The following is a 21,291-nucleotide window of genomic DNA, read 5'->3' on the forward strand; positions in this document are numbered from 1 at the left end:
CCGGACACCGCGAGCCCTGCACGCTCCGGGGCGCGGCCGGGCAGACGGGTGCCTCCGGAGGGTCGCCACGAGCACCCGCGGGTCGCGTCCCGGCCCGTGCCGGTCTCCGCAGCGTGGGGCGCCGCGCGCCGGTCGCCGGAGCGACCGCCAACGGCCCGGACATGACCGGACGGGGCCGGATGAGGTACGAAGGGCCTCGTGAGTGATCAGTCCTTCGACGCGACCGTCCGCGTGTTCATCGCCCTCGCCCCGCCCGACGAGGCGAAGGAGGAGCTGGCGGCGGCGCTGCGCCCCGCCTACGACGCGTACCCCGGGCTGCGCTGGAACCGCATCGAGGACTGGCACATCACCCTGGCCTTCCTCGGTGAACTCCCCGTCGCGGCCGTCCCGCCGCTGCGGGACCCGCTCGCCGTCCTCGCGGCGACCCGCCGGCCACTTGAGCTGGCCCTGAACGGGGGCGGCCACTTCGACGAGCGGGTCCTGTGGAGCGGCATCGACGGCGACCTCGACGGCCTGCACCTCCTCGCGACGGACGTCCGGGCCCTCGTGAAGGAGTGCGGCATCCCCTTCGAGGGGCGGCCGCTGCGCCCGCACCTGACCCTGGCCCGTGCCCGCCGCGGCGACGCGACCGCGATAGCCGACGCGGCCGCGGGTCTGGCCGGCTTCTCCGGCCGCCGCTGGCCCACGGCCCGCCTGCACCTGGTCGGCAGCAACTTCGGCCGCGGCCCGGCCCCGATCCGCTACCGGGACATCGCGTCGTGGCCGTTCGCGGGGGCGGGCGGCTGAGCAGGGACGGATGCCCGGTCACGCGCCGGGTCCGCCCGCACGACGCGTGCGGGCGGCCGGACCGGGTAGTCGCAGCGGACGGAAGGGAGGCGGGGTCGATGAGCACGGTGCACGAGACGATCAAGGTGGCGGCCCCCCTGCGCGCGGTCTACGGGCAGTGGACCCGGTTCGAGGAGTTCCCCCGCTTCATGGACGGTGTCGAGGAGGTCCGGCAGATCGACGCCCGCCGCTGCCACTGGCGCACCCGGGTGGGCGGCGTGTCCCGGGAGTTCGACACCGAGATCGTCGACCAACTGCCGGACGAGCGGATCTCATGGCGCACGGTGGGCGGCGACGTGCACCAGAAGGGCGTCGTGACGTTCCAGCGCCTCGACGACCTGCACACCCAGGTCAGCTTGGCCATGGACGTCGAGCCGCAGGGAATCGTGGAGAAGGCCGGTGCCGCGCTCGGCATGCTGGAGGACCGGGTCCGGGACGACCTGGAGCGCTTCCGGCGGTTCGTCGAGGACGGCAGTGCCGCGGATCCCGGCTGGCGCGGTCGGCTCCGTCCGGCCGACAGCACGGGCGAGCCGCCGCCGGCCGCCGCGCCGCCGCCCCCGCCCGAACGGCCGGGCCCCTATCCCGGCCCGCTCCCGGACGACCCGAGCGACGCACCGCGCGCCTGACGGCGCCGTCCGACGGCACCTGACCGTGCGTACGGCGCGGCGGCCGCGCCGCCGACCGGCCGGGCGACGATGCCGACGGGGCCCACGGCGCCGGCCTCCTGGCCGGGGCGAGAATCACCCACGGTCCGGCGGCCGCCTGCGCCACGCGCGCGGAGGAGAGGCGTACGGTCGGGCAGGGCGCCATCTCGGTCTCGACTGCCGCTCGCGGTGCTGCGCGGGTGCGCCGGTCCCGCGGAGGAGCCGCCGGGAGGACCGGCGTCGGAGCCGAGCACCGCCGTCCCGCGTCGCCGAGCACCGCCGCCCCGCGTCACGGACGCCCGAGTCACGCAGAGGAGCCGCCGAGATGGCCGAGCGCGTCGTCCGAGCGGAGGACGTCACCTTGTGCACCGAGTCCTTCGGCGACCCCGCGGATCCGCCCCTCCTGCTGGTCATGGGCACAGGGGCCTCGATGCTCTGGTGGGAGGAGGGCTTCTGCCGGATGCTGGCCGAGGGCGGGCGCTTCGTGATCCGTTACGACCATCGCGACACCGGACGGTCGGTCACGTACGAGCCGGGGCGTCCGGGCTACACCGGGGTGGACCTCGCCGAGGACGCCGTCCGGGTGCTCGACGCGTACGGGATCCCCGCCGCCCATGTCGTGGGGGTCTCGGCCGGAGGGGGCCTCGCGCAGGTGCTCGCGCTGGGGCACGCGGACCGGGTCCTGTCGCTCGTCCTGATCAGCACGTCCGCCGCCGTTCCCGGTGTCGACCACGAGCTCCCTCCGCCGGAGGAGGCGTTCCTGCGGTTCGTCTCGGAGGCGCGCGTCGACTGGGACGACACCGACTCGGTGGTCGCGTACCTGGTCGCCTCCGCGCGCGTGCTCGCCGGGGGCTGGAGGCCGTTCGACGAGAGTGCCGCCCGGAGTCTGGTGCGCCGGGACGTCGGGCGTGCGCGCGACGTCGGCGCCCTGCGCAACCATGACGCGCTCCCCGAGGGCGCGCTCCCGAAGGGGTCCCTCGCCTCGATCTGCGTGCCCACGCTGGTGATCCACGGGACCGCCGATCCGCTGTTCCCCCTGCCGCACGGTGAGGCACTCGCGGAAGGGATTCCCGGGGGCAGGCTCCTCGTCCTGGAAGGCGCCGGGCACGGGGTCGAGCGGGCCGACTGGGCCGTGATCGTCCCGGCGGTCCTCGACCACACGACGGGAGGGGCCCGTCAGGGTTAGGCCGTGGGCGTCCCGACGCGCGGTCGACGAGGGCCCGTGCGCGCGGTCGGCGCCGCCCCGTGAAGAGGGCGACGCCGACCGCGTGCCGTTCACCGCTCACGCGGTGGTGCCGGTCACATCCGGGCGTAGGCGCCCTGGGCCGTGACCGTGTCGAAGGCCAGCCGGACCGCGGTGCCCGGGTCCGCCGGGACCGGGGTGTCGGCGGAGCGCAGTGCGGTCAGCTCGGTGTCCGACAGGGCCCGGCGGACGAGCCGGAACTCGTCCAGCGAGCCGTGCAGGCGGTCCACGGTGCCGCCGTCGGGGCGGGCGCCGAGGAGGAAGCCGCGGACGTCGAAGCCGTCGTCGTACGTCACCGAGCCGGCCGGGGCCTGCTTCGTGGCGGCGGTGCCGTCGACGGACAGGGTCAGGCTGCCGCCCTGGCGGCGCAGGACCACCAGGCGCCAGGTGTCGTCGCCGAAGACGGTGCCCTGCGGGGCGACGACGTCCAGTGTGGTGGTCGCCGCGTCCGTCTGGAGCAGGGCCGTGACCTTGTTCTGGGCGGGTACGGCGCGGATCCACAGCTGGCGCTCGCCGCTGCCCACGCCGTAGGCCCAGGCGAGCACGGGGGTGGTGTTGTCCGCGGACGTGAAGCGCACCCAGGTGGACAGGGTGAAGTCGCCCGCGCCGAGGGCCTTCGCGTCGCCGTAGGGCAGTTCCACGGCGTCGTCGACGCCGTCGAGGGTGAGCGCCCGGCCGTACTTGGCGCCGGTGGACGTGGGCGTCGCGCCGCCTCGGACGTACGCGTGCCCGCAGTGCGCGCCCGCGTCGGGCGTGGCCCGGGTGGTCGCGTCGTCGAGGGGGCGCGTCACGAGGTGCTGTTCGGTGTTGCCGGGCTCCATGGACCACCACAGGTCGGGGTCCTTGGGTGCGGCCCAGCCGCCGGCCGGGGTGTCCAGGATGTCGGCGATGTCGGCGGTGCTCAGGGCGCGCCGGTAGTAGCGGAAGTCGTCGAGTTCGCCGGTCAGGACGTCCGTGCCGGTCGGCTTCGAGCCGATGCGGAAGCCCTCGGGGTTGACGACGCCGTCCGTGAAGGAGCCGGTGAGGCCGTCGGCGGTGACCACGTGCGCACCGGCGGCGCCCGCGTCGGAGCCGTCGACGCCCATCGTCAGGCGGGAGCCGGGGGCCTGGCCGGCGGTCCGGGTGAGGGTGAGCAGGTGCCACCGGTTGTCGCCGAAGGCCCTGCGGTCGGTCTCGCCGGCCTGCTGGGTGTCGGGGAGGTCCATCTCGACCGCTCCGCCGGCGGTCTCGGCCCGGACCGTCAGCTTGTCGAGGCCGGGCTTCGCGCGCACCCACAGGGACGGTTTGCCGGAGGTGGAGCCGTACGCCCACATCAGCGCGGAGTCCTTGGTGGCGCTCGTGGCGACGTAGCGGAACCACAGGACGAAGGTGAAGTCGCCGGTGCCGTTGTCGAGGGCGGGCACGAACGGCACCTCCACGCCGGGCAGCCCGGCGTCGACGACGAGGGCGCCGCTGCCGATCCGGCCACCGGTCACGGCGCTCTCGGAGGAGGTGGTGCCGAGGAGGGTGCCGTCGGCGCAGTGGCCGGAGACGTCGTCCTGGATGCGGGTGGTGCGCAGCGCGGCCGTGTCCGCGGTGTCGACGACCTGGAACGGCAGGTGCGCGGCGAGCCGGTCGGCGGCCACGCCCGCGGCGCCCGCCCCGCGGAGCAGGGCGCGCTGGTCGTCGGGAAGCGCGGTTTTGTAGAGCCGGAACTCGTCGAGGACGCCGGTGAATCCGTCGGCGGGCGCGCCGGGCGGGTCCTCGACGGGCTTGTCACCGATGCGGATGCCGAGCCCGGTCGCGTCGGTGCGCGGCCCGGAGAGCGCTCCGGAGACCTGGCCCTGCTGGACGCCGGTCCGGCCGTCCACGTCGAGGGTGACGGTGCCGCCGCTGCGGACCAGGGTGAGGTGGTGCCACTGACCGTCGCCGAAGGCGGGTCTCGCCGGGTCCGGTCCGGCCAGGCCGGCCGTGGCGGTGCCGCCGGTGCCTTGCACCCAGGCGAGGATCCGGTTCTGGCCGGGCTGCACCCGCACCCAGACCTGCGGCTTGGCCGAGCCCACGCCGTACGCCCAGAACAGCGCCTGCTGCGGGGTGCTCGTCGTGGCGTCGTACCGGAAGAAGAGGGAGTACGTGACGTCGCCCGCGCCCGGGTCGAGCGACGGGGTGTACGGCAGGTCCGCGCGGCCGTCGACGCCGTCGAGGACGAGGCCCTGCCCGAAGGAGGTCGAGGGGCCCGTGGACGGGTAGACCGCGCCGGAGCCGAGGGCGGCGCCGGTCGAGAGGTAGCCGTCGTTGGCCTCCGCGGTGGTGTCCGGGGTCGTCCGGCCGGCGGCCGGGGTGGGCTGCGGCAAGGCGGAGCCCTGGTGGGTGACCGAGGCCGGGAGCTGGAGGTCGGCGGCGCGGAAGCGGTTGAAGTGGATGTTCTCGGCGGAGAAGCTGGGGCCGCCCTCGTAGAGCAGGCCGAACTCGCCCTCGGACAGCTCGGCGAGGTCGGAGTAGCCCGCCCGGTCCGTCGCCGCGGTGCTCACCAGACCGCCGGGCGCGTTCGTCCAGGTCGCGCCCCTGTCGGTGGAGTACCGGATCCGCATCTCCTGGCGGTTGGCCGGGTGCGCCGGGGCGGACATGAGCAGCAGGTCGCCGGGGGTCTGCCGGTAGGTCCGGGCCGGGGCGAGGACCGAGCCGTTCACGTCGGGGCCGGTCCAGCCGGCGGTGAGACCGAGTTTGGGCACGGTGGCGCCGCCGTCGGCGCTGACGGTGTGCATCCGGTGGCCCGCGGGGTACGGGCTGCGGGCGCTGATGTACACCTCGCCGCCGGGGAGTTCGGCCACCGCGGGCTCGCCGGGCTTGGCGGTGGGGTTGCCGCCGGCGTCCTCGGCGTAGGAGTTGACGGTGGGGCTGCGCTGCCAGGTCGCCCCGTGGTCGTCGCTGTAGAGGATGCCGACGCGGGCGTCGGTGCCGCTGGGCCGCTCGTACGCGCCGACGAGGAGGCGTCCGGCGTGCGGGCCCTCCTGCAGCTGGATGCCGTGGCTCGGTCCGGTGCCGAACCAGCCGGTGCCGTTGGTGGTGAGGCGCGGGGCCGGCTGGGGGGCGCCCCAGGTGAGGCCGTCGTCGGAGCTCTTCTGGACCCACGACTTGCGGTACTCGCCGTTCGTGGGAACGGCCTTCTCCGAGTTGGAGAGGAGGAAGACGTCCCCGGTGCGGAGATCGGCGATCGGCGAGGCGTTGCCGCGGACGTACGGAGCCTCGGGGTCGGTCTCGCTGCCGGAGAGCACCACGCGGACCGGGCCCCAGGTGCGGCCGTCGTTGGTGGAGCGGCGGACGACGGTGTCGATGGGGCCCCGGTCGGCGCAGGAGGGCGAGGTGCGCGCCTCGGCGAACGCCAGCAGCGTCCCGGGCTTCGTGCGCACGAGCGTCGGTATCCGGAAGCAGCCGTAGCCGGCCGTGCCCGAGCGGAAGAGGATCTGCTGGGTGCCGATGCGGTTGGCGTCGGACGGCGCCGCTCCGCTCGCGGTGGCGGGCGGTGCGGCCGCGAGGCCGAGGAGGGAGCCGAGGGAGGTCAGCGAGGCGAGGAGTGCCCCGGCGCGCAGCCAGGGCCGTGATCGTGTTCTCATCATGATCCGAGCTAATCAGGCGTCAGATCATGCTGGTCACCGCCCCCTTGTGGCATCCGCTCCGCCCGCGCTTCAGGCGGAGTGCTCCCACCCGGCGTTCGCCGGGAGGCCACCGCCCGGACAACCGCGCCGCCCGGGACCGCGGCGGGGCGGGGCGGCGGCGGGGCGGGGCCGCCGGCGGCTTGGTGACGGGCGGGGGTGCACGCCGTCCGGTGGTCGGCCGACGTGCCGTCGGGGAGCATGGAGGGGAGGGCGACGGAGCCCCGGGCGCGTGCCGTGAGGCCCGCGGTGACGCGAGACGTTTCCCGGGTCTTTACGCGAGTGGAGCTTCAACGATGGCATGTTCACGCCTACTCTTCGGCTGCACCGCCCCCTGTCACCCCCCTCAACCGGAGGTAGCCGTGCCCGGCGCGCCCTCACATCGCCGCACCGCTCTTCTTTCCGCCCTCGGCCTCGCGGCCGCGTCGATCGGCCTCTGGGCCGGATTCGGCGGTACGTCGTCCGCGGCGCAGGCCGCGGCGACGGTCCCCACGCCCGACCACGTGGTGGTCGTCGTCTTCGAGAACCACGCCTACAGCCAGGTCATCGGCAGCTCCAGCGCGCCGTACATCAACTCGTTGAAGTCCGGCGGCGCCAACCTGACCGGGTCGTACGCCGAGACCCACCCGAGCCAGCCGAACTACTTCGCGCTGTTCTCCGGCTCCACCCAGGGCATCACCGGCGACAGCTGCTACACGCCCGGCTTCTCCTCCGCGCCCAACCTGGCCTCGGAGCTCATCGCCGCGGGCAAGACCTGGGCGAGCTACAACGAGACGCTGCCCAGCCAGGGTTCGACCACGTGCAGCAGCGGCAAGTACGCCCGCAAGCACAACCCCTGGTTCGGCTTCTCCAACGTCCCGACCTCGTCGGCGTACACCTTCGCGCAGTTCCCGACCGACTTCACCACGCTGCCTCAGGTGTCCTTCGTCGTCCCGAACCTGTGCAGCGACATGCACGACTGCTCGGTCGGCACCGGCGACACCTGGCTGAAGAACAACCTCGGCTCCTACGCGACCTGGGCGAAGACCCACAACAGCCTGCTCGTCGTCACGTTCGACGAGGACAACCGGCTCGCCGGCAACAGGATCCCGACCGTCCTCTACGGCCAGCCGGTGACCCCCGGCGCGACGTCCTCCACGACGTACAACCACTACAACCTGCTGCGCACGCTGGAGGACATGTACGGCACGGCGCACGCCGGCCAGGCCGCCGGCGCGACCCCGATCACGGGCATCTGGGCCTCGTGACGCGTCCGTAGCGGACGCTCGCGGCACCTCCGCGACGGCCGCGCCCGCCGCCCGGGGCCCCGGTCCCGGGCGGCGGTCCGCGACCACCCCCACGCCTCCGAGGGAAGGCCCGCATGACCCTGCGCACCAAACTGCTCGTCCTGCTCACGGCGCTCGTGGTCCTCGGCGGCGTGGCCACCGCCTCGCTGCTGCACGCCGCGGACCGGGCAGCGGAGAAGGACCGCCCCCAGGCCGGCGGCCCGGCGGTCACGACCGGCCGGGTGTCGCTCGCCTCCGGCGCCACCCGCCGGATCGTCTTCCGCAACATGGCCTGGGGCCCGCACCGGGACGAACTGGTCACGGTCCAGGCCGCCGCCCCGACCGGTCCGCGCACCGCGTCCGGGGTCCGGTGCCTGCGCTTCCACGCGGCCGGGGGCACCGGGATCTGTCTGCAGGCGGAGCACGGGGCGGTGGACGACACCTACCGGGCGGTGGTCCTCGACTCCGGCCTCCAGGAGCGGGCGCACTACCCGCTGCCCGGCATCCCCACCCGCGCGAGGGTCTCGCCCTCGGGCCGGCTCGTGGCCTGGACGGTGTTCGTCGGCGGCGACTCCTACGCGGGCGCGGACTTCTCCACGCGCACAGCGGTCCTCGACACCCGGACCGGCCGTCTCACCAAGTCCCTGGAGGAGTTCCGGGTGCTGAAGGACGGCAGGGTGCACCGCGCCACCGACATCAACTTCTGGGGCGTCACCTACGCGCGCGACGACCGGCACTTCTACGCCACGATGGCGACCGGTGGCCGGACCTACCTCGTACGGGGCGATCTCGCGGAGCGGACCGTGACCACCCTCCACGCGAACGTCGAGTGCCCCTCGCTGTCACCGGACGAGACCCGCGTCGTCTACAAGAAGCGGGTGACGGGCGCGCCCGCCGACGCGCCCTGGCGGCTGTACGCGCTGGACCTGGCGACGATGCGGGAGACGCCGCTCGCCGAGACGCGCAGCGTCGACGACCAGGCGGTCTGGCTGGACGGCCGTACGGTCGCCTACGCGCTGCCGGGTGACTTCGGCGCCGACCTGTACACGGTCCCGGCCGACGGCTCGGGGGCGGCGACCCGCCTCCTGGGCGCGGGGCTCGCCCCCGCGCTCCTCGGCTGAGAGTCCCGCGTCCGGCTCAGCCGGCGTTCTCCATGCCCGGCCGCAGGCGCTCGAGGAGCGCGTAGAGCGTGCCGCTCTCGGCCGGGGTGAGGGTGTCGAGCGCGCCGTGTGTGGTCTGCATCTCCTCGCGGAGGCGCCGGACGGTCTCGCGGCCGTCGTCCGTCACGACCACGTTCTTCACGCGCCGGTCGTGGGGAGCGGGCTCGCGGCGGACGAGGCCGCGGGCCTCCAGACGGTCGACGATCCCGGTCACGTTGGACGCGTCGCACACGAGGAGGGTGGCGAGGGCGCGCATGGGCAACGGGCCGTCGAGCTGCGCGAGGAGCTTCGCCTGGGTGGGGGTGAGTCCGTTGCGGGTGGCGGCGGCCGCGAAGTCGCGCCACTGGGCCGTGCCGATGGCTGCGAGCAGCTCCAGGAGCTGGGGCTTGGTCGGGATCGCCGGGGTGGTCGCGCTCATGCCTGGAGCGTACTCAAGGTGCTTCACATTATCAATTGTTTACTTGACTGCCTCAAGTATCTCCGCCTAACGTCTCGAAGTACTTGATGACATCAAACATCTAGTCCCTGAAGCACCGAGAAGGTCCGCCCCCTCATGAGCAACACCACTCCGCCCTCCGCCGGGCAGCGCCGCGAGACGGTCGTCGTCTTCGCGCTCAGCCTGGCCGCCATGGTCGTGTCGATGATGCAGACCCTGCCGGTCCCGATCCTCGGCCTCATCCGTGCCGACCTCGGCACCTCGGCCGCGAACGTCAGCTGGGTCACCACCGCCACGCTGCTGTCCGCCGCCGTCTTCACCCCGCTGCTCGGCCGCTTCGGCGACCAGCACGGCAAGAAGCCCACCCTCGTGGCCGTGCTCGGCGTGATGGTCGTCGGATCGGTCGTCGCGGCCCTCGCGACCTCCCTCCCGCTGCTCATCCTCGGCCGCGTCCTGCAGGGCGCCGCCACGGCGATCTTCCCGCTCGCCCTGTCCGTGCTGCGCGAGGAGGTCCGCCCGCAGAAGCTGCCCGGCGCGATGTCCCTGGTCAGCGGCACCCTCGCGTTCGGCAGCGGCCTCGCGCTCGTCGCCACCGGCCTGCTCACCTCGGGTTCGGACGCCGACTACCGCTCCGCCTTCTGGATGGCGACCGGTTTCGCCGCCCTCGCCCTCCTCGCCGTGGTCTTCCTGGTCCCCGCCACCCGCCACAAGACCGGCGGGCGCACGGACTTCCTGGGTGCCCTGACCCTCGGCCTCACCCTGCTGCTGCTCCTGCTGCCCATCTCGCAGGGCCACGAGTGGGGCTGGACCTCCGCCCGCACGCTGGGCAGCTTCGCCGGCGCCGCCGTCATGACCGTCGTCTGGGTCTTCACCGAACTCAAGGTCCGCGAGCCGCTCGTCGACATGCGCATGTTCGTGCACCGGCCGGTGCTGATGGCCAACCTCGCCGGCGTGCTCGTCGGCTTCGGGATGTTCGCCAACTTCCTCGGCGTCTCGTACCTGGTCCAGATGCCCGAGGCCCTCACCGGCTACGGCTTCGGCGCGTCCATCCTGCGCGCCTCGGTGGAGTTCCTGCTGCCGGGCGCCATCGTCTCGCTGCTCGCCTCCCCCGTCGGCGGCCAGCTCGTCCGTCATCGCGGTCCCCGGGCGGCCCTGGCCCTCGCGGCGGTCCTGGGCGCCGTCGGCTTCGGCTGGCTCGCCCTCGACCACGGGCACACCGCTTCGGTGATCGGCGCGGGTGTCGTCGTCGGCGCGGCCGTCAGCTTCGGCTACGCGGCGATGCCCGCCGTGATCATGGCGAGCGTCCCGCACCACCAGAGCGGCATAGCCAACGGCATCAACTCCATCTCCCGCTCCACCGGCAGCGCCATCGGCAGCGCCGTGGTCACGACGATCCTCGCCTCGAAGACCGTCGAGCACCTGCCGGCCGGCGTCCCGGCCCTACCCGCGGAGTCCGGCTTCACCCTGACGTTCGGCGTGGGCGCCGTGGCCTTCGCCCTCGTCGCGGTCATCGCCCGCTTCGGGCTGCGCGCCCGCCAGAAGGCCCCGGCCGCGGTGCCGGCCGCGCCGGTGGTGGCGAAGACCGCCGAACCGGCGGCCTGACGCGGCACGCGGACCCACGACCGGGGGCCGGGGCGGTCTCCACCGCCCCGGCCCCCGGTCGTGTCCCGGACCGGTCAGACCTGCTCGTCCTCGGGGATGCTGACCAGCCAGCGCGTGTCCTGGCGCGGGCGGAGGTAGAGGGCCCAGTAGAGGGTCGCCACCGCCGTGATGCCGCCGGTCCACAGCAGGTACTCGGTGTCCTGCATGAAGAGGACGTACGCGAGGACGCCGATGAGCAGCACCGGAACGGCCGGCCACAGCGGCATCCGCCACGCCCCGACCTCACGGTGCGCGCCCCGGCGGCTGGACAGCGCCGCCACCGCGACCAGCAGGTACATGCCGGTGACGGAGACGCCGGTGACGCCGTAGAGGGTGTCCAGGTTGACGAAGCACAGGGCCGCGCCGGGCACGCCCACGATCAGGGTGGCCACCCACGGGGAGCCGAAGCGGCCCAGGCGGGACAGCGCGTTGTTGACCGGCTCCGGCCAGGCCTTGTCGCGGGCGGAGGCGAAGAGCACCCGGGAGTTCTGGATGACCATGACGATGCCCGCGTTGATGATGGCCAGCGCCACGCACAGGCTGATGAAGGTGCCCACGGCGGAGTTGGACCAGGCGGTGATCATGCCGCTGATGTCGCCGCCGGTCAGGGTCTCCAGGTCGCCCGCGCCGAGGGTGATGGCGACGACGGGGACCAGGATGACGGCCGTGGAGATGGCCAGGGTGGCGAGCACCGTGCGGGCCACGTTCCGGCGCGGGTTCTCCAGCTCCTCGGAGAGGTAGACGGCCGTCGAGAAGCCCTGGGTGACGAAGAGGGCGATGGCCAGGCCGGAGACGACCAGGGCTCCGGTGACGAGCGAGTGCGTGCCGCCCTCGGCCGCCACCTCGCCGTGCGTCAGCGCGCCCAGGCCGCGCTGCGAGTGGGCGAAGCCGAGGACCGCGACGATGCCGGCCGCGACGACCTCGAGGACGAGGAAGATGCCGGTGATCCAGGCGTTGGCCCGCAGGTCGAGCAGACCGGCGAGCGTGGCGAGGAGCATGACGCCGGCGCCCGCGATCGGGGCGGGGATGTGCACCAGGGGCGCGAGGTAGTCCGCGGTGCCCATGGCGATCACCGGCGGCACGATCATCACGACCAGCAGCGACAGCACGAAGACCAGCCAGCCGGCGAGCCGACCCGTGAGGGTGGAGACGATGGCGTACTCGCCGCCCGCGCTGGGGATGAGGGTGCCCAGCTCGGAGTAGCAGAACGCCACGCCGATACAGAGCAGCGAGCCGATGGCGATGGTCAGGGCGGTGAACGTGCCGACCGATCCGAACAGGTCCGGGACGACCACGAAGAGGGTCGAGGCGGGCGTCACGCACGACAGCGTGAGCAGGGTGCCGCCCACGACACCGATCGAGCGCTTGAGCTTCTGCGGCACGGGGCCGGTCTGAGGGGCCAGCGCGTGCGGTGCGCTGAGGGTGTCGGTCATCAGGCGGTTCCGATCGGTGCGTGCGGTGTTTCCGAGCGGGAGCGGTATCGCCTCCGAGGCGGCCGGTGATCAGGTGGTTCCGTGGCTCCCGGGCCTGAATGGAAGCCCGGACGGATCCGCAGGTCAATGGCCTGACTGCTGCGGAATCCGTCGCTCCGGCACGCGGCGGCGGGGCGGCCGGGCGTCAAGAACGCGTCAATACCCCGGAAACGCTCCATGCGGGAACCGCAGCCGGCCGGGGAGGACTTTTCCCTCGCTTTACCCGTCGCACCCCTGGCATCGGCCCGTCATCCACCTTCCGAGACGGGCCCCGTTCCCGGTCCGGTATGCGCCGGCCGTGCGGCCGGGCGGACCCGTCAGGCCGGAGGATCGGCGGCGACCTGCCACGATCGGCCCGCATTGGCACCCTCTGGACGGGTCGCCACCCGTCGCGGCCCGGTCCCATAATGCGCGGGGACTTAATGCGCGGGGACTCCTCTGATGCGCGGGGACTCCTTCACGACCACGGCCCAGGAGGGCGCGATGACGATTCCGTTCCAGGTTCGGGTCCAGGCGGCGGTCGTACGGGGGGCCTACGCGCTGCCCGGGCCACTGCGGCGACTGCTCGCGGGCGCGCCCGTGCGTCGGGACGGGCAGGAACTCGCCCTCGACGCGCAGCTCCTTCTGCGCCTGCAGCGGCTCTCCGGCGAGCAGCTGGTCAGTCCGCGCGGAGTCCCCCACTCCCGGGCGTCCCTCGACCTGGGGCGGCACCTGGTGAGCGGCCCGCCGATCGAGCCGGTGGGCACGCGGGACGTGGCGATCCCCAGGGAGTACGGAGACCTGCCGGCGACCCTGTACACGCCGGCCGGACTCGACGGGCCGTCCGGACTCCTCGTCTTCTTCCACGGCGGGGGCTGGGTGGTGGGCAGCCGGGCCAGCCACGACAACACGGCGCGCTTCCTCGCCCAGCGGGCGGGCGTCCGCGTGCTGTCCGTGGAGTACCGGCTGGCCCCGGAGCACGTCTTCCCGGCCGCCGTCGACGACGCCCTCGCCGCCTTCGACTTCGCCCACGCGAAGGCCGGGGACCTCGGCGTCGACCCGGCGCGGATCGCCGTCGGCGGGGACAGCGCGGGCGGAAACCTGGCCGCGGTCACCGCCCAGCTGGCGACCCGGCGCGGCGGACCGGCACCCGCCTTCCAGCTCCTCTTCTACCCCGCGACCGACGCCACCCGGCACCGGCGCTCCCGGAAGCTCTTCGCCGACGGCTTCTTCCTCACCAGCGCGCACATGGACTGGTTCTCCGGCCACTACGCCCCCGACGGCGTCGACCGCGCCGACCCCCGGCTCTCGCCCCTCCTCGCCGACGACCTCTCCGGCCTGCCGCCCGCCTACGTCGCCACCGCGGGCTTCGACCCGCTCCGGGACGAGGGCGAGGCCTACGCGCGGGCCCTGTCCGAGGCGGGGGTGACCGTCGCGCTGAGCCGCCAGCCCGACCTCGTCCACGGATACGTGAACTTCCTGGGCATCGGCCGCCGCTTCCGGGAGGCCACCGCCGAGGCCGCGGGCGCGCTGCGGCTGGCCCTGAGCGCGCGCTGACCGGGCCGGGCGACCGCCTTCACGCGACGCGCGAGCCGATCTCCCCGCGCCGGGTCCGGGAGCCGTACGGCAGGGACGAGCCGTACGGCACGGACGCACTGACGGTCACGCTCCCGGCCCTCCGCCGGAGGTGTCGCACAGCGCCCGGTCCACGAGGTCACTGGCGGCCTTGTGCTGGCGAAGTGTCCTGTTCAGGTCGTTGAAGCTGGTGGACATGGAGACGGTGACCGTGCGCCCGCCGTCGTCGGTGGCGCCGTTGAGGGTGATGTAGCCGGCTTCGCCTCCTTCGTGGCTCCAGTAGCTGCCGCCACAGCTCAGCGGGCGGTTGACCAGGCCGAGGCCGTAGCGTCCGCGGGGCCAGAAGGTCTCGAGCCGCTTGTCGACCGGGACGGTGCGGCGCATGTCGGCCAGACGCGCCGGGGACAGCAGACTGCCGCCCAGCAGTCCCCTGAAGAAGCGGTTGACGTCCGCCGTGGTGGAGACGTAGCCGCCGAGGTCGGGGACGATCTGCTCGGTGACGTCGATCCGTTCGCCGGAGGCGAAGACCTGGTAGCCGTCGGCGTGCGGGCGCCGTAGGGTGGGCGTGTTGCCCGCCAGGTAGGTGCGGGTCGTTCCGAGCGGCTTCAGGATCCGGCTCTCGATCTCCGCCGGCCAGGGGCGGCCGGCGGCCTTCTCGACGATCATGCCCAGGACGACGTAGCCGGTGTTGGAGTAGCCCCAGCCGCCGCCCGGCGGGAAGTCCGGACGGTGCCTCATCGCCCGGGCCACGATCTGCTCGGCGCTGTAGGTGTCGTAGCGGTGCCGGTAGTACTGCTGTGGGGTGTCGAAGCCGGGCAGGTCGTCATGGAGGCCGCTGGTGTTCTGCAGGAGCTGCCGCACGGTGATCTTGCGTCCGTCGTTGCCGTTGCCGGCGATCAGGCCGGGCAGCCGTCGGTCGACCGTGTCGTCCAGCGACAGCCTGCCCTCGTCGACGAGCTGCAGGACCACCGTGGCCATGAGCGCCTTGCCGGTGCTGGCCATCCGGAAGTAGCCGTCGCGGGGGACGGGGCGGTTCGTGCCCGCCACGGCGACGCCGGCGGCGGCGACCAGATCCCGGCCGCCGGCGGTGGTCACCCTCGCCTGGACGCCGGTGATCCCCAGCGCGTGGAGGGCGTCGGTGTCGCGGCGCAGGTCGTCGGACCGGTAACCGGTGGCGGAGGAGGCGGGCGCGCCGTCGGCGCCCGGCTGGACGGCTGTGGCCACTCCCGCCACGCAGAGGGCGACCGCCGCAACGGCGGCCGGCCGGCCCGCGATCCGTCGGCGGCGCTGCGGGGAAGGGCGGTGCTGCGGCGCGGAGGCCGCGATCGGTGATCTCATGCGTCCCACGCTAGGGAGGGCACGGGACACAACTCGCTACCCCAGGAACCCTTTTGAGAGCTACAGCTGACTGTAGTGCCGCGGCGCGGCCCGGCCCGTACAGTGACGCGTCCGAGGGGCAGCTCCCCAGCCCGTACGACGGACGAAGGCGAGACCGTGCACGGAGTGATCGGCGGGACCCTCGCACGGTCGGCCCGGACCGCGCGAAGCGGGCGCTATCTGCTCGGCACCCTCATGACCGCGACGGTGACGCTCGTGGCGGCGCCCCTGCTGTGTCTCCCCGCGCTGGCGACACCGTGGGCGGAACACCACCGCCGGCGTGCGGGGGTGCTGCTGGACCGGCCGCTGGGACCGCGCCCGCGCGCGCTCCGCCGCGACCTGGCGTGGCTCGCGATCCAGGTGGCCATCGGCGTTCCGGCGGGCGGCGTCGCCCTGCTGGGCCTGGGCAATCTGCTCCTCACCCTGGTCGTCGGCGTGGCGTGGTGGGCGTTTCCCCCGTCGGATCCGCCGCGGCTGCTCCTGCTCGGCGACCCGGTCGACGGCTGGGTTCCCGCGCTGACGCTCAACCTGGCGCAGTTCCTGCTCCTCGCGGCGCTGGCGGGCCTCGCCCTGCCGCCGCTCGCCCGGGCGCACGCGCGGTGCTGCCTGGCGGTCCTGGCACCCTCTCCCACGGAACGCCTGGCCGCGCGCGTCACCGAGTTGACCCGGACGCGCGCCGACGTCCTCCAGGCGCACGGCGCGGAACTCCGCCGGATCGAACGCGACCTGCACGACGGAACCCAGGCCCGGCTGGTGGCGATCGCCATCCGCCTCGCCGTGGCCGGGCAGAGCCTTCCCCAGGACCCCGACGCGGCCGCCGCCCTCGTCCGACAGGCCCGGGCCGAGACCGAGGAGGCCATGACCGAGCTGCGCTCCGTCATCCGTGCGGTCTACCCCCCGGTCCTCGCCGACCAGGGCCTGCGCGGCGCGCTCGGCACCCTGGCCACCCGGGCCGGCGTGCCGACCCGCATCGACGTCGGCGAACTGGGTGAGGTCCCCGCCGCGGTCGAGGCGGTCGCCTACTTCGCCGTCACCGAGGCGCTGGCGAACGTCGCCCGGCACAGCGGGGCCAGCCGGGCCGCCGTCCGTGTCGCCCGCGAGGGCATGAACCTGTCCGCGGCGATCACCGACGACGGCACCGGCGGGGCGGACGCGGACCGGGGCAGCGGGCTGGACGGAATACGGCGCCGCGCGGCCGCCCTGGACGGCACCCTGAGGATCAGCAGCCCGCCGGGCGGGCCGACCGTCGTCACCGTGGAGCTGCCGTGCGCGTAGTCATCGCCGAGGACAACGTCCTGCTGGCCGCCGGGCTCGAACTCCTGCTGAGCTCCCAGGGCTTCGACGTCGTCGCGATCACGGGCGACGGCCCCGGCCTGCTCGCCGCCGTCGAGACCCACCGACCGGACATCGCCGTCGTCGACGTACGGCTGCCCCCGGCCTTCCGCGACGAGGGGATCCGCGCCGCCCTCCGCGCCCGCCGCGACCACCCGGGGCTTCCGGTGCTGGTCCTGTCCCAGTACGTCGAGCACGCGTACGCCGGACGCCTCCTGGCGGACACCGGTGGCGGCATCGGCTACCTGCTCAAGGACCGGGTGAGCCGCGTCGACGAATTCACCGACGCCCTGCGCCGGGTGGCCGCCGGCGGGACGGCGATGGACCCCGAGGTCATCGCCCAGCTGCTGGCCGTCCGCGGCGATCCCGTCGACGCCCTCACCCCCCGCGAACGCGAGGTCCTGGCCCTGATGGCCGAAGGGCACGACAACGCCGGCATCGCCCAGCGGCTCTTCGTCACCGACAACGCCGTCCACAAGCACATCGGCAACGTCTTCCACAAGCTCGGGCTGTCGGCCGGCGACAGCGGCCACCGCCGGGTCCGCGCCGTCCTCGCCCACCTCCGTCGCCACGGCGGGACCGGATCCCCCGGCGGCTGAGTCAGCCCCGCCCCTCGGTGGAGGCCCGACCCGGTGCCGCGGAGCCCCCGACGGCCCCCCGGACCGTGTCGCGGAGCCAGCGTTGGGCCGGGTCGGCGTCCAGGCGGGCATGCCAGCAGAGGCGGACGTCGAGGGCCGGGAGCGGCGCGGGGACGGGGAACCAGCGCAGGTTCAGGGACCGCGCGTGATGCTCGGCGAGGCGCTGCGGTACGAGCCCGACGTACGGGGTCGAGGCGACCAGGAGCAGCGCGAGGGCGGACGTCGGGACGACGGCGGCGACCTGCCGGGTGAGGCCCTCGGCGTCGAGGGCCTGGTCCAGGGGCCCGCGGGCGTGTCCGCGGCGGGAGGCCGATACGTGCGGGTGGACGCACAGCTGGGCGAGGGTCGGGGCGCGGCGGCGGCCGAGCGGACTGTCGGCACGGACGACGCCGACCATCCGGTCGCGGTAGAGGGGCGCCGTGCGAAGGTCGGGGGCCGTCACGTCGCCGACGCCGACGTCGAGATCGAGGGAGCCGTCGCGGAGGTCCTCGGCGCTCTCGCTGCCCTCGGCGACGAACCGCAGCACCACGCCCGGGGCGACGGCGGCCGTGGCCTCGACGGCCTGGGGCGCGAGGGTCGCGGCCACTCCGTCGTTGATGCGGACCGTGAACGTGCGGTGGAGGTCGCCGACCGCGAACGCGCGGTCCGCGCTGATCAGCGCCGAGGCCTCGTCGAGCAGCGACCGCACCCGGGGTGCGGCACGCAGGGCGAACGGCGTCGGGGCCATGCCGCGGCCCGCCCGGACCAGGATCGGGTCGTTCATCGCCCGGCGGAGCCGGCCGAGTGCCCGGCTGGTGGCCGGGATCGACAGATGCAGGCGCTCGGCCGCCGCCGTGACGCTGTGCTCGCGCAGGAGCGCGTCGAACACGCGCAGCAGGTTCAGATCGAGCTGCTCGGATCCCATGGACACACACTCCCCGTCGTGGCGCGGACTCCCCTGTTGCACTGTACGCAAGTTGTCTTTGCCGAAGTTGCGTAGCGTGCACAGGGCTTCGCTCTCTAGCGTCCTCGTCATGCCTCTGAAACCGACGCCTCTCCGGCGGATCTCCCCGGCCCGCCCCCGATCCGCCTCGCGCACCGTCTCCCCCGCCGCCCCGGCCGGCGGACCCGCTGCCGTGCCACCCGGGCTGCTCGCCGTCATGTGCGCCTGTGTCGTCCTCGCCGTGGGCATGGTCGCGGCCGTCAACCTGGCCGTACCCCTGCTCTCCGCGAGCGAGTTGCGGCCGTCGTCCTCGGCGCTGATCTGGATCGTCGACACCTACGTGGTCTTCTTCGCCTGCCTCGTGATCCCCGGCGGAGCCGCCGGGGACCGGTTCGGGCGCAAGGGCGTCCTGCTGGCGGGGCTGCTGCTGTTCGCGGCGGGCGCCCTGCTGTCCGCGACGGCTCCGGACACCGCGCTGCTGCTCGTGGGGCGCGCGGTCACGGGCGTGGGCGCGGCCGCCGTGCTGCCCAACACGCTGGCCGTCCTGTTGCACGCCGTCCCCGCCGAGCGCAGGGGCGTCACCATCGCGACCTGGGCGTCGATGACCGGCTTCGGCGGGGTCGTCGGGAACGTGGGCGGCGGCGCACTGCTGGCCGGCGGGTCCTGGCGGTGGCTGTTCGCCGCGGCCGTGCCGGTGGCGGGCGTCCTCGCGGCGCTGGTGGGGCGGGTCGCGCCGGTGTCACCCCGCAACGACCGCCGGCTCGACCTGCCCGGCACGGTGCTGCTCGTCGGCGCCTCCGTGGCGCTGCTCGTCGGGATCGTCCAGGGCCCCGAGTCGGGCTGGGGCAGCGCCGTCGTCGTCACCGGATTCGGCTGCTCCGGCGTGCTGTTCGCGCTGTGGACCCTGGTCGAGCTGAGGAGTCGTCACCCCCTGCTCGATCCGCGGCTCTTCCGCTCCCCCGCCCTGCGCAGCGCGTGTCTGGGCATGACGGCGGTCTTCTTCGGCATGTTCGCGCTGTTCTACGTCAACGCCTCGTTCCTGCAGTACGCCAAGGGCTTCGGCGTCCTCGCGACCGGTCTCGGGATCCTCCCGCTGATCCTTCCGCTCGTCCTGGGCGCGCGGCACTCCGGACGCCTCTCCTCGCGGTTCGGCCTCGACGCCGTGCTCGCGGCGGCCTTCGCGTGCGTCGGCTGCGGACTTCTGGGGCTGTCGACGTGCGGGGACGCGACGCCCTACGCGGGGTACGCCGCGTGGCTCGTGCTCACCGGGGTCGGTCTCACGCTCGCGCTGCCCACCCTGTCCGCGGCCATCGCCGTCGCGCTGCCCCCGCACCAGGCGGGTGTCGCGGCCGGACTGCAGGCCACCACACGGGAGTTCGGCAGTGCCCTCGGGGTGGCCGTCATCGGCACCGTGCTCACCTCGCGGTTCGCCGCCGCGCTCCCGCGGGACATCCGGGCGGGCCACGATCCGCACACCGTGGCCCAGGCCCTCGCCGTCACCTCGCCGGTCCGCGCCCCCGAGGTCGTGGGGGCGTTCGTGAGCGCCGCGGGGACGGCGCTGCGGGTGGTCGGCGCGTCCGTCCTCATGCTGGGCACGCTCGTCGTCCTCGAGGCGCTGCTCGTCCGCCGCCGTCGCGCCCGCTCCTGACGCCGACGACGCCGGTCGGTCACCGGTCCTGGTCGTGTGGCCGGTCGGCCGCACGGCCCGGTCCCGTGGTCACACGTCCTGGATGCGCCGGAAGGGCCGCTCGGCCTCCAGCGCGAACGCGAGCTCCAGGAGCGTGCGTTCGTCGCCCGGCCGCGCGGAGAACATGACGCCGATGGGCAGCCCGTCCTCGGTCGTGCGCTCCGCCGGCAGCGACAGCGACGGTGTGCCGACCACGTTGTTGACCGGAGTGAACGCGACGTACGCGAGGATCCGCTCGACCAGCGTCGTGTACGGGACGTCCGGGCTGAGGCGGCCGAGCTCCGGCGTGGTGTGGGCGAGCACGGGCGACAGGATGAGGTCGAGACCGCGGAACCCGGCCGCGTACGCCTCCACCGTGCGCTTCAGCCGCCGCACCACGCCCGGGGTGCCCCGCCAGTTCTCCAGGTACGTCTCGCGCAGCCCGCGGCTGAGGCCGTCCATGCGGTGCCGGTCGAAGCCGGTGCCGAGGGTGCGGCCCGTCACGCCGAGCAGGAAGGACAGCATCCCCCAGTACGTGAGGAAGTCGTCGGTGAAGCGGGGGTCGATGGCCAGTTCCACCGGCTGCACGGTGTGCCCGAGGCCCTCCAGCCGCTGCGCGGTCTCCGTGACGGCCGCCCGGGTGACGTCGTCGGAGCGGACGCCGTTCGGCGAGTCCAGCAGGAGGCCGATCCGCAGGCGCCGCTCCGAGGGGCCCTCGACCAGGCCGAGCGGCGGCAGCTTCGGGTTGCGCCAGTGCGTCTCGGCGGCGGCGAGGAAGGCCGCGGTGTCCCGTACGGAACGGCTCACGACGCCGTCCGTGACGAGGTCGAGCGGGAGTTGACGGCTCTGCGCGTTCGGGACGACCCGGCCGCGGGTCGGCTTGAGGCCGACGAGTCCGCAGCAGGCGGCGGGGATCCGGATGGAACCGCCGCCGTCGTTGGCGTGCGCGATCGGCACCGCGCCGGCGGCGACCAGGGCCGCGCTGCCGCCGGACGAACCGCCGGCCGACCAGCCGGTGTTCCACGGGTTGCGCACCGGCTCGGCGTTCTCGTACTCCGTGGTCGGGCTGAAGCCGAACTCGGGCAGCCGGGTCTTGCCGAGCACCGTGACGCCGCTGCTCAGGAGCTGCCGGGCGAACGGCGCGTGCCGGCGCGCGGCCCTCGGCGTGAAGGCGGCGCTGCCGTGGCCGGTCGGCAGCCCGCGGTAGTCGGTGTTGTCCTTGACGAAGGTCGGCACGCCGGCGAGGGCGCCGCCCGCCGGCCCCTCCTCGTACGGCGCGGGCGCGTCGAGGTGCACCTGCACCGCGTGCAGCCGTTCCTCGACCGCGCGCACGCGCGCGGCCGCGTCGCGGGCGACCTCGGCGGCGCCGACCTCACGGCGCCGGATCGCCGCGGCGAGGCCGACGGCGTCGTGCTCCCCCAGGGCGTCGTCCCGGAAGGCGTGCACCTTCGTCAGTTCCTCGGAAGTCGTCACCGCTGTCTCAG

At 74.2% G+C, this 21,291-nt stretch carries 16 protein-coding genes; 10 read left to right on the forward strand and 6 right to left on the reverse strand.

Annotated features, from left to right (window positions below; genetic code table 11):
* Window positions 1-198 precede the first annotated feature (198 nt).
* From thpR to ACIRQF_RS11100, 3 genes are all read left to right on the forward strand, one after another.
* The gene (thpR, locus tag ACIRQF_RS11090) at window positions 199-786 is read left to right on the forward strand and encodes an RNA 2',3'-cyclic phosphodiesterase (protein ID WP_404090963.1); all 588 of its coding nucleotides are present in this window, start codon (window positions 199-201) and stop codon (window positions 784-786) included.
* A gap of 98 nt (window positions 787-884) precedes the next feature.
* Complete coding sequence (locus tag ACIRQF_RS11095; RefSeq protein ID WP_404090966.1) at window positions 885-1,451, forward strand: SRPBCC family protein; 567 nt, start codon at window positions 885-887, stop codon at window positions 1,449-1,451.
* 343 nt (window positions 1,452-1,794) lie between these two features.
* A complete protein-coding gene (locus ACIRQF_RS11100) occupies window positions 1,795-2,655 on the forward strand; it encodes an alpha/beta fold hydrolase (protein WP_404090969.1) in 861 nt (286 codons plus the stop codon).
* A gap of 113 nt (window positions 2,656-2,768) precedes the next feature.
* Here the strand turns inward: ACIRQF_RS11100 and ACIRQF_RS11105 are convergent, their stop codons facing one another.
* Complete coding sequence (locus ACIRQF_RS11105; protein ID WP_404090972.1) at window positions 2,769-6,308, reverse strand: LamG-like jellyroll fold domain-containing protein; 3,540 nt, start codon at window positions 6,306-6,308, stop codon at window positions 2,769-2,771.
* A gap of 398 nt (window positions 6,309-6,706) precedes the next feature.
* On the opposite strand from ACIRQF_RS11105, the gene ACIRQF_RS11110 reads away from it, so the two are divergent.
* On the forward strand, window positions 6,707-7,591 hold the full coding sequence (locus tag ACIRQF_RS11110; protein ID WP_404090974.1) for an alkaline phosphatase family protein: 885 nt from the start codon (window positions 6,707-6,709) through the stop codon (window positions 7,589-7,591).
* Between the two features lie 113 nt (window positions 7,592-7,704).
* Window positions 7,705-8,730 (forward strand): TolB family protein, encoded by a 1,026-nt coding sequence (locus tag ACIRQF_RS11115; protein ID WP_404090977.1) that lies wholly within the window; start codon window positions 7,705-7,707, stop codon window positions 8,728-8,730.
* A 16-nt stretch (window positions 8,731-8,746) separates the two neighbouring features.
* On the opposite strand, the gene ACIRQF_RS11120 is transcribed toward ACIRQF_RS11115, so the two are convergent.
* Window positions 8,747-9,187: a MarR family winged helix-turn-helix transcriptional regulator gene (locus ACIRQF_RS11120; protein WP_404090980.1), complete on the reverse strand. Its 441-nt coding sequence runs from the start codon at window positions 9,185-9,187 to the stop codon at window positions 8,747-8,749.
* Between the two features lie 135 nt (window positions 9,188-9,322).
* On the opposite strand from ACIRQF_RS11120, the gene ACIRQF_RS11125 reads away from it, so the two are divergent.
* On the forward strand, window positions 9,323-10,807 hold the full coding sequence (locus tag ACIRQF_RS11125) for an MFS transporter (RefSeq protein ID WP_404090983.1): 1,485 nt from the start codon (window positions 9,323-9,325) through the stop codon (window positions 10,805-10,807).
* A 74-nt stretch (window positions 10,808-10,881) separates the two neighbouring features.
* Here ACIRQF_RS11125 and ACIRQF_RS11130 read toward each other — a convergent pair whose 3' ends face one another.
* Window positions 10,882-12,279, reverse strand: coding sequence for an APC family permease (locus ACIRQF_RS11130; protein WP_404090985.1), 1,398 nt, complete (start codon window positions 12,277-12,279; stop codon window positions 10,882-10,884).
* Window positions 12,280-12,801: 522 nt separating this feature from the next.
* Here ACIRQF_RS11130 and ACIRQF_RS11135 point away from each other — a divergent pair.
* A complete protein-coding gene (locus ACIRQF_RS11135; protein ID WP_389759294.1) occupies window positions 12,802-13,854 on the forward strand; it encodes an alpha/beta hydrolase in 1,053 nt (350 codons plus the stop codon).
* A gap of 105 nt (window positions 13,855-13,959) precedes the next feature.
* On the opposite strand, the gene ACIRQF_RS11140 is transcribed toward ACIRQF_RS11135, so the two are convergent.
* On the reverse strand, window positions 13,960-15,210 hold the full coding sequence (locus tag ACIRQF_RS11140) for a serine hydrolase domain-containing protein (RefSeq protein ID WP_404090989.1): 1,251 nt from the start codon (window positions 15,208-15,210) through the stop codon (window positions 13,960-13,962).
* Window positions 15,211-15,366: 156 nt separating this feature from the next.
* Between ACIRQF_RS11140 and ACIRQF_RS11145 the strand changes: the two genes are divergently transcribed.
* Together ACIRQF_RS11145 and ACIRQF_RS11150 are read left to right on the forward strand one after the other, a co-directional pair.
* Window positions 15,367-16,524 carry a sensor histidine kinase gene (locus ACIRQF_RS11145; RefSeq protein WP_404090992.1) on the forward strand — a complete coding sequence of 386 codons (1,158 nt, stop codon included), beginning with the start codon at window positions 15,367-15,369 and terminating at the stop codon, window positions 16,522-16,524.
* Window positions 16,515-17,180, forward strand: coding sequence for a LuxR C-terminal-related transcriptional regulator (locus ACIRQF_RS11150; protein ID WP_404090994.1), 666 nt, complete (start codon window positions 16,515-16,517; stop codon window positions 17,178-17,180). The genes ACIRQF_RS11145 and ACIRQF_RS11150 overlap by 10 nt, the downstream gene beginning before the upstream one ends.
* A gap of 1 nt (window position 17,181) precedes the next feature.
* On the opposite strand, the gene ACIRQF_RS11155 is transcribed toward ACIRQF_RS11150, so the two are convergent.
* Entirely contained in the window at window positions 17,182-18,123 is a 942-nt protein-coding gene (locus tag ACIRQF_RS11155; protein WP_404090997.1) for a LysR family transcriptional regulator, read from the reverse strand.
* Between the two features lie 109 nt (window positions 18,124-18,232).
* Between ACIRQF_RS11155 and ACIRQF_RS11160 the strand changes: the two genes are divergently transcribed.
* Window positions 18,233-19,789, forward strand: a complete 1,557-nt coding sequence (locus ACIRQF_RS11160) for an MFS transporter (RefSeq protein ID WP_404090999.1) — start codon at window positions 18,233-18,235, stop codon at window positions 19,787-19,789.
* A gap of 69 nt (window positions 19,790-19,858) precedes the next feature.
* Here ACIRQF_RS11160 and ACIRQF_RS11165 read toward each other — a convergent pair whose 3' ends face one another.
* A complete protein-coding gene (locus tag ACIRQF_RS11165; protein WP_404091002.1) occupies window positions 19,859-21,280 on the reverse strand; it encodes an amidase in 1,422 nt (473 codons plus the stop codon).
* Window positions 21,281-21,291: the final 11 nt, after the last annotated feature.

Source organism: Streptomyces sp. NPDC101191 (genome assembly GCF_044767915.1).
In the GTDB taxonomy this organism is placed as follows: Bacteria; Actinomycetota; Actinomycetes; order Streptomycetales; family Streptomycetaceae; genus Streptomyces.

Excerpts from the sequence above, each read along its gene's own strand:
- ACIRQF_RS11140 (WP_404090989.1), bottom strand. The coding sequence starts at position 15,210 with ATGAGATCACCGATCGCGGCCTCCGCGCCGCAGCACCGCCCTTCCCCG.
- ACIRQF_RS11135 (WP_389759294.1), top strand. The coding sequence starts at position 12,802 with ATGACGATTCCGTTCCAGGTTCGGGTCCAGGCGGCGGTCGTACGGGGG.
- ACIRQF_RS11155 (WP_404090997.1), bottom strand. The coding sequence starts at position 18,123 with ATGGGATCCGAGCAGCTCGATCTGAACCTGCTGCGCGTGTTCGACGCG.
- ACIRQF_RS11115 (WP_404090977.1), top strand. The coding sequence starts at position 7,705 with ATGACCCTGCGCACCAAACTGCTCGTCCTGCTCACGGCGCTCGTGGTC.
- ACIRQF_RS11105 (WP_404090972.1), bottom strand. The coding sequence starts at position 6,308 with ATGATGAGAACACGATCACGGCCCTGGCTGCGCGCCGGGGCACTCCTC.
- ACIRQF_RS11100 (WP_404090969.1), top strand. The coding sequence starts at position 1,795 with ATGGCCGAGCGCGTCGTCCGAGCGGAGGACGTCACCTTGTGCACCGAG.
- ACIRQF_RS11120 (WP_404090980.1), bottom strand. The coding sequence starts at position 9,187 with ATGAGCGCGACCACCCCGGCGATCCCGACCAAGCCCCAGCTCCTGGAG.
- ACIRQF_RS11095 (WP_404090966.1), top strand. The coding sequence starts at position 885 with ATGAGCACGGTGCACGAGACGATCAAGGTGGCGGCCCCCCTGCGCGCG.
- ACIRQF_RS11160 (WP_404090999.1), top strand. The coding sequence starts at position 18,233 with ATGCCTCTGAAACCGACGCCTCTCCGGCGGATCTCCCCGGCCCGCCCC.
- ACIRQF_RS11130 (WP_404090985.1), bottom strand. The coding sequence starts at position 12,279 with ATGACCGACACCCTCAGCGCACCGCACGCGCTGGCCCCTCAGACCGGC.
- ACIRQF_RS11125 (WP_404090983.1), top strand. The coding sequence starts at position 9,323 with ATGAGCAACACCACTCCGCCCTCCGCCGGGCAGCGCCGCGAGACGGTC.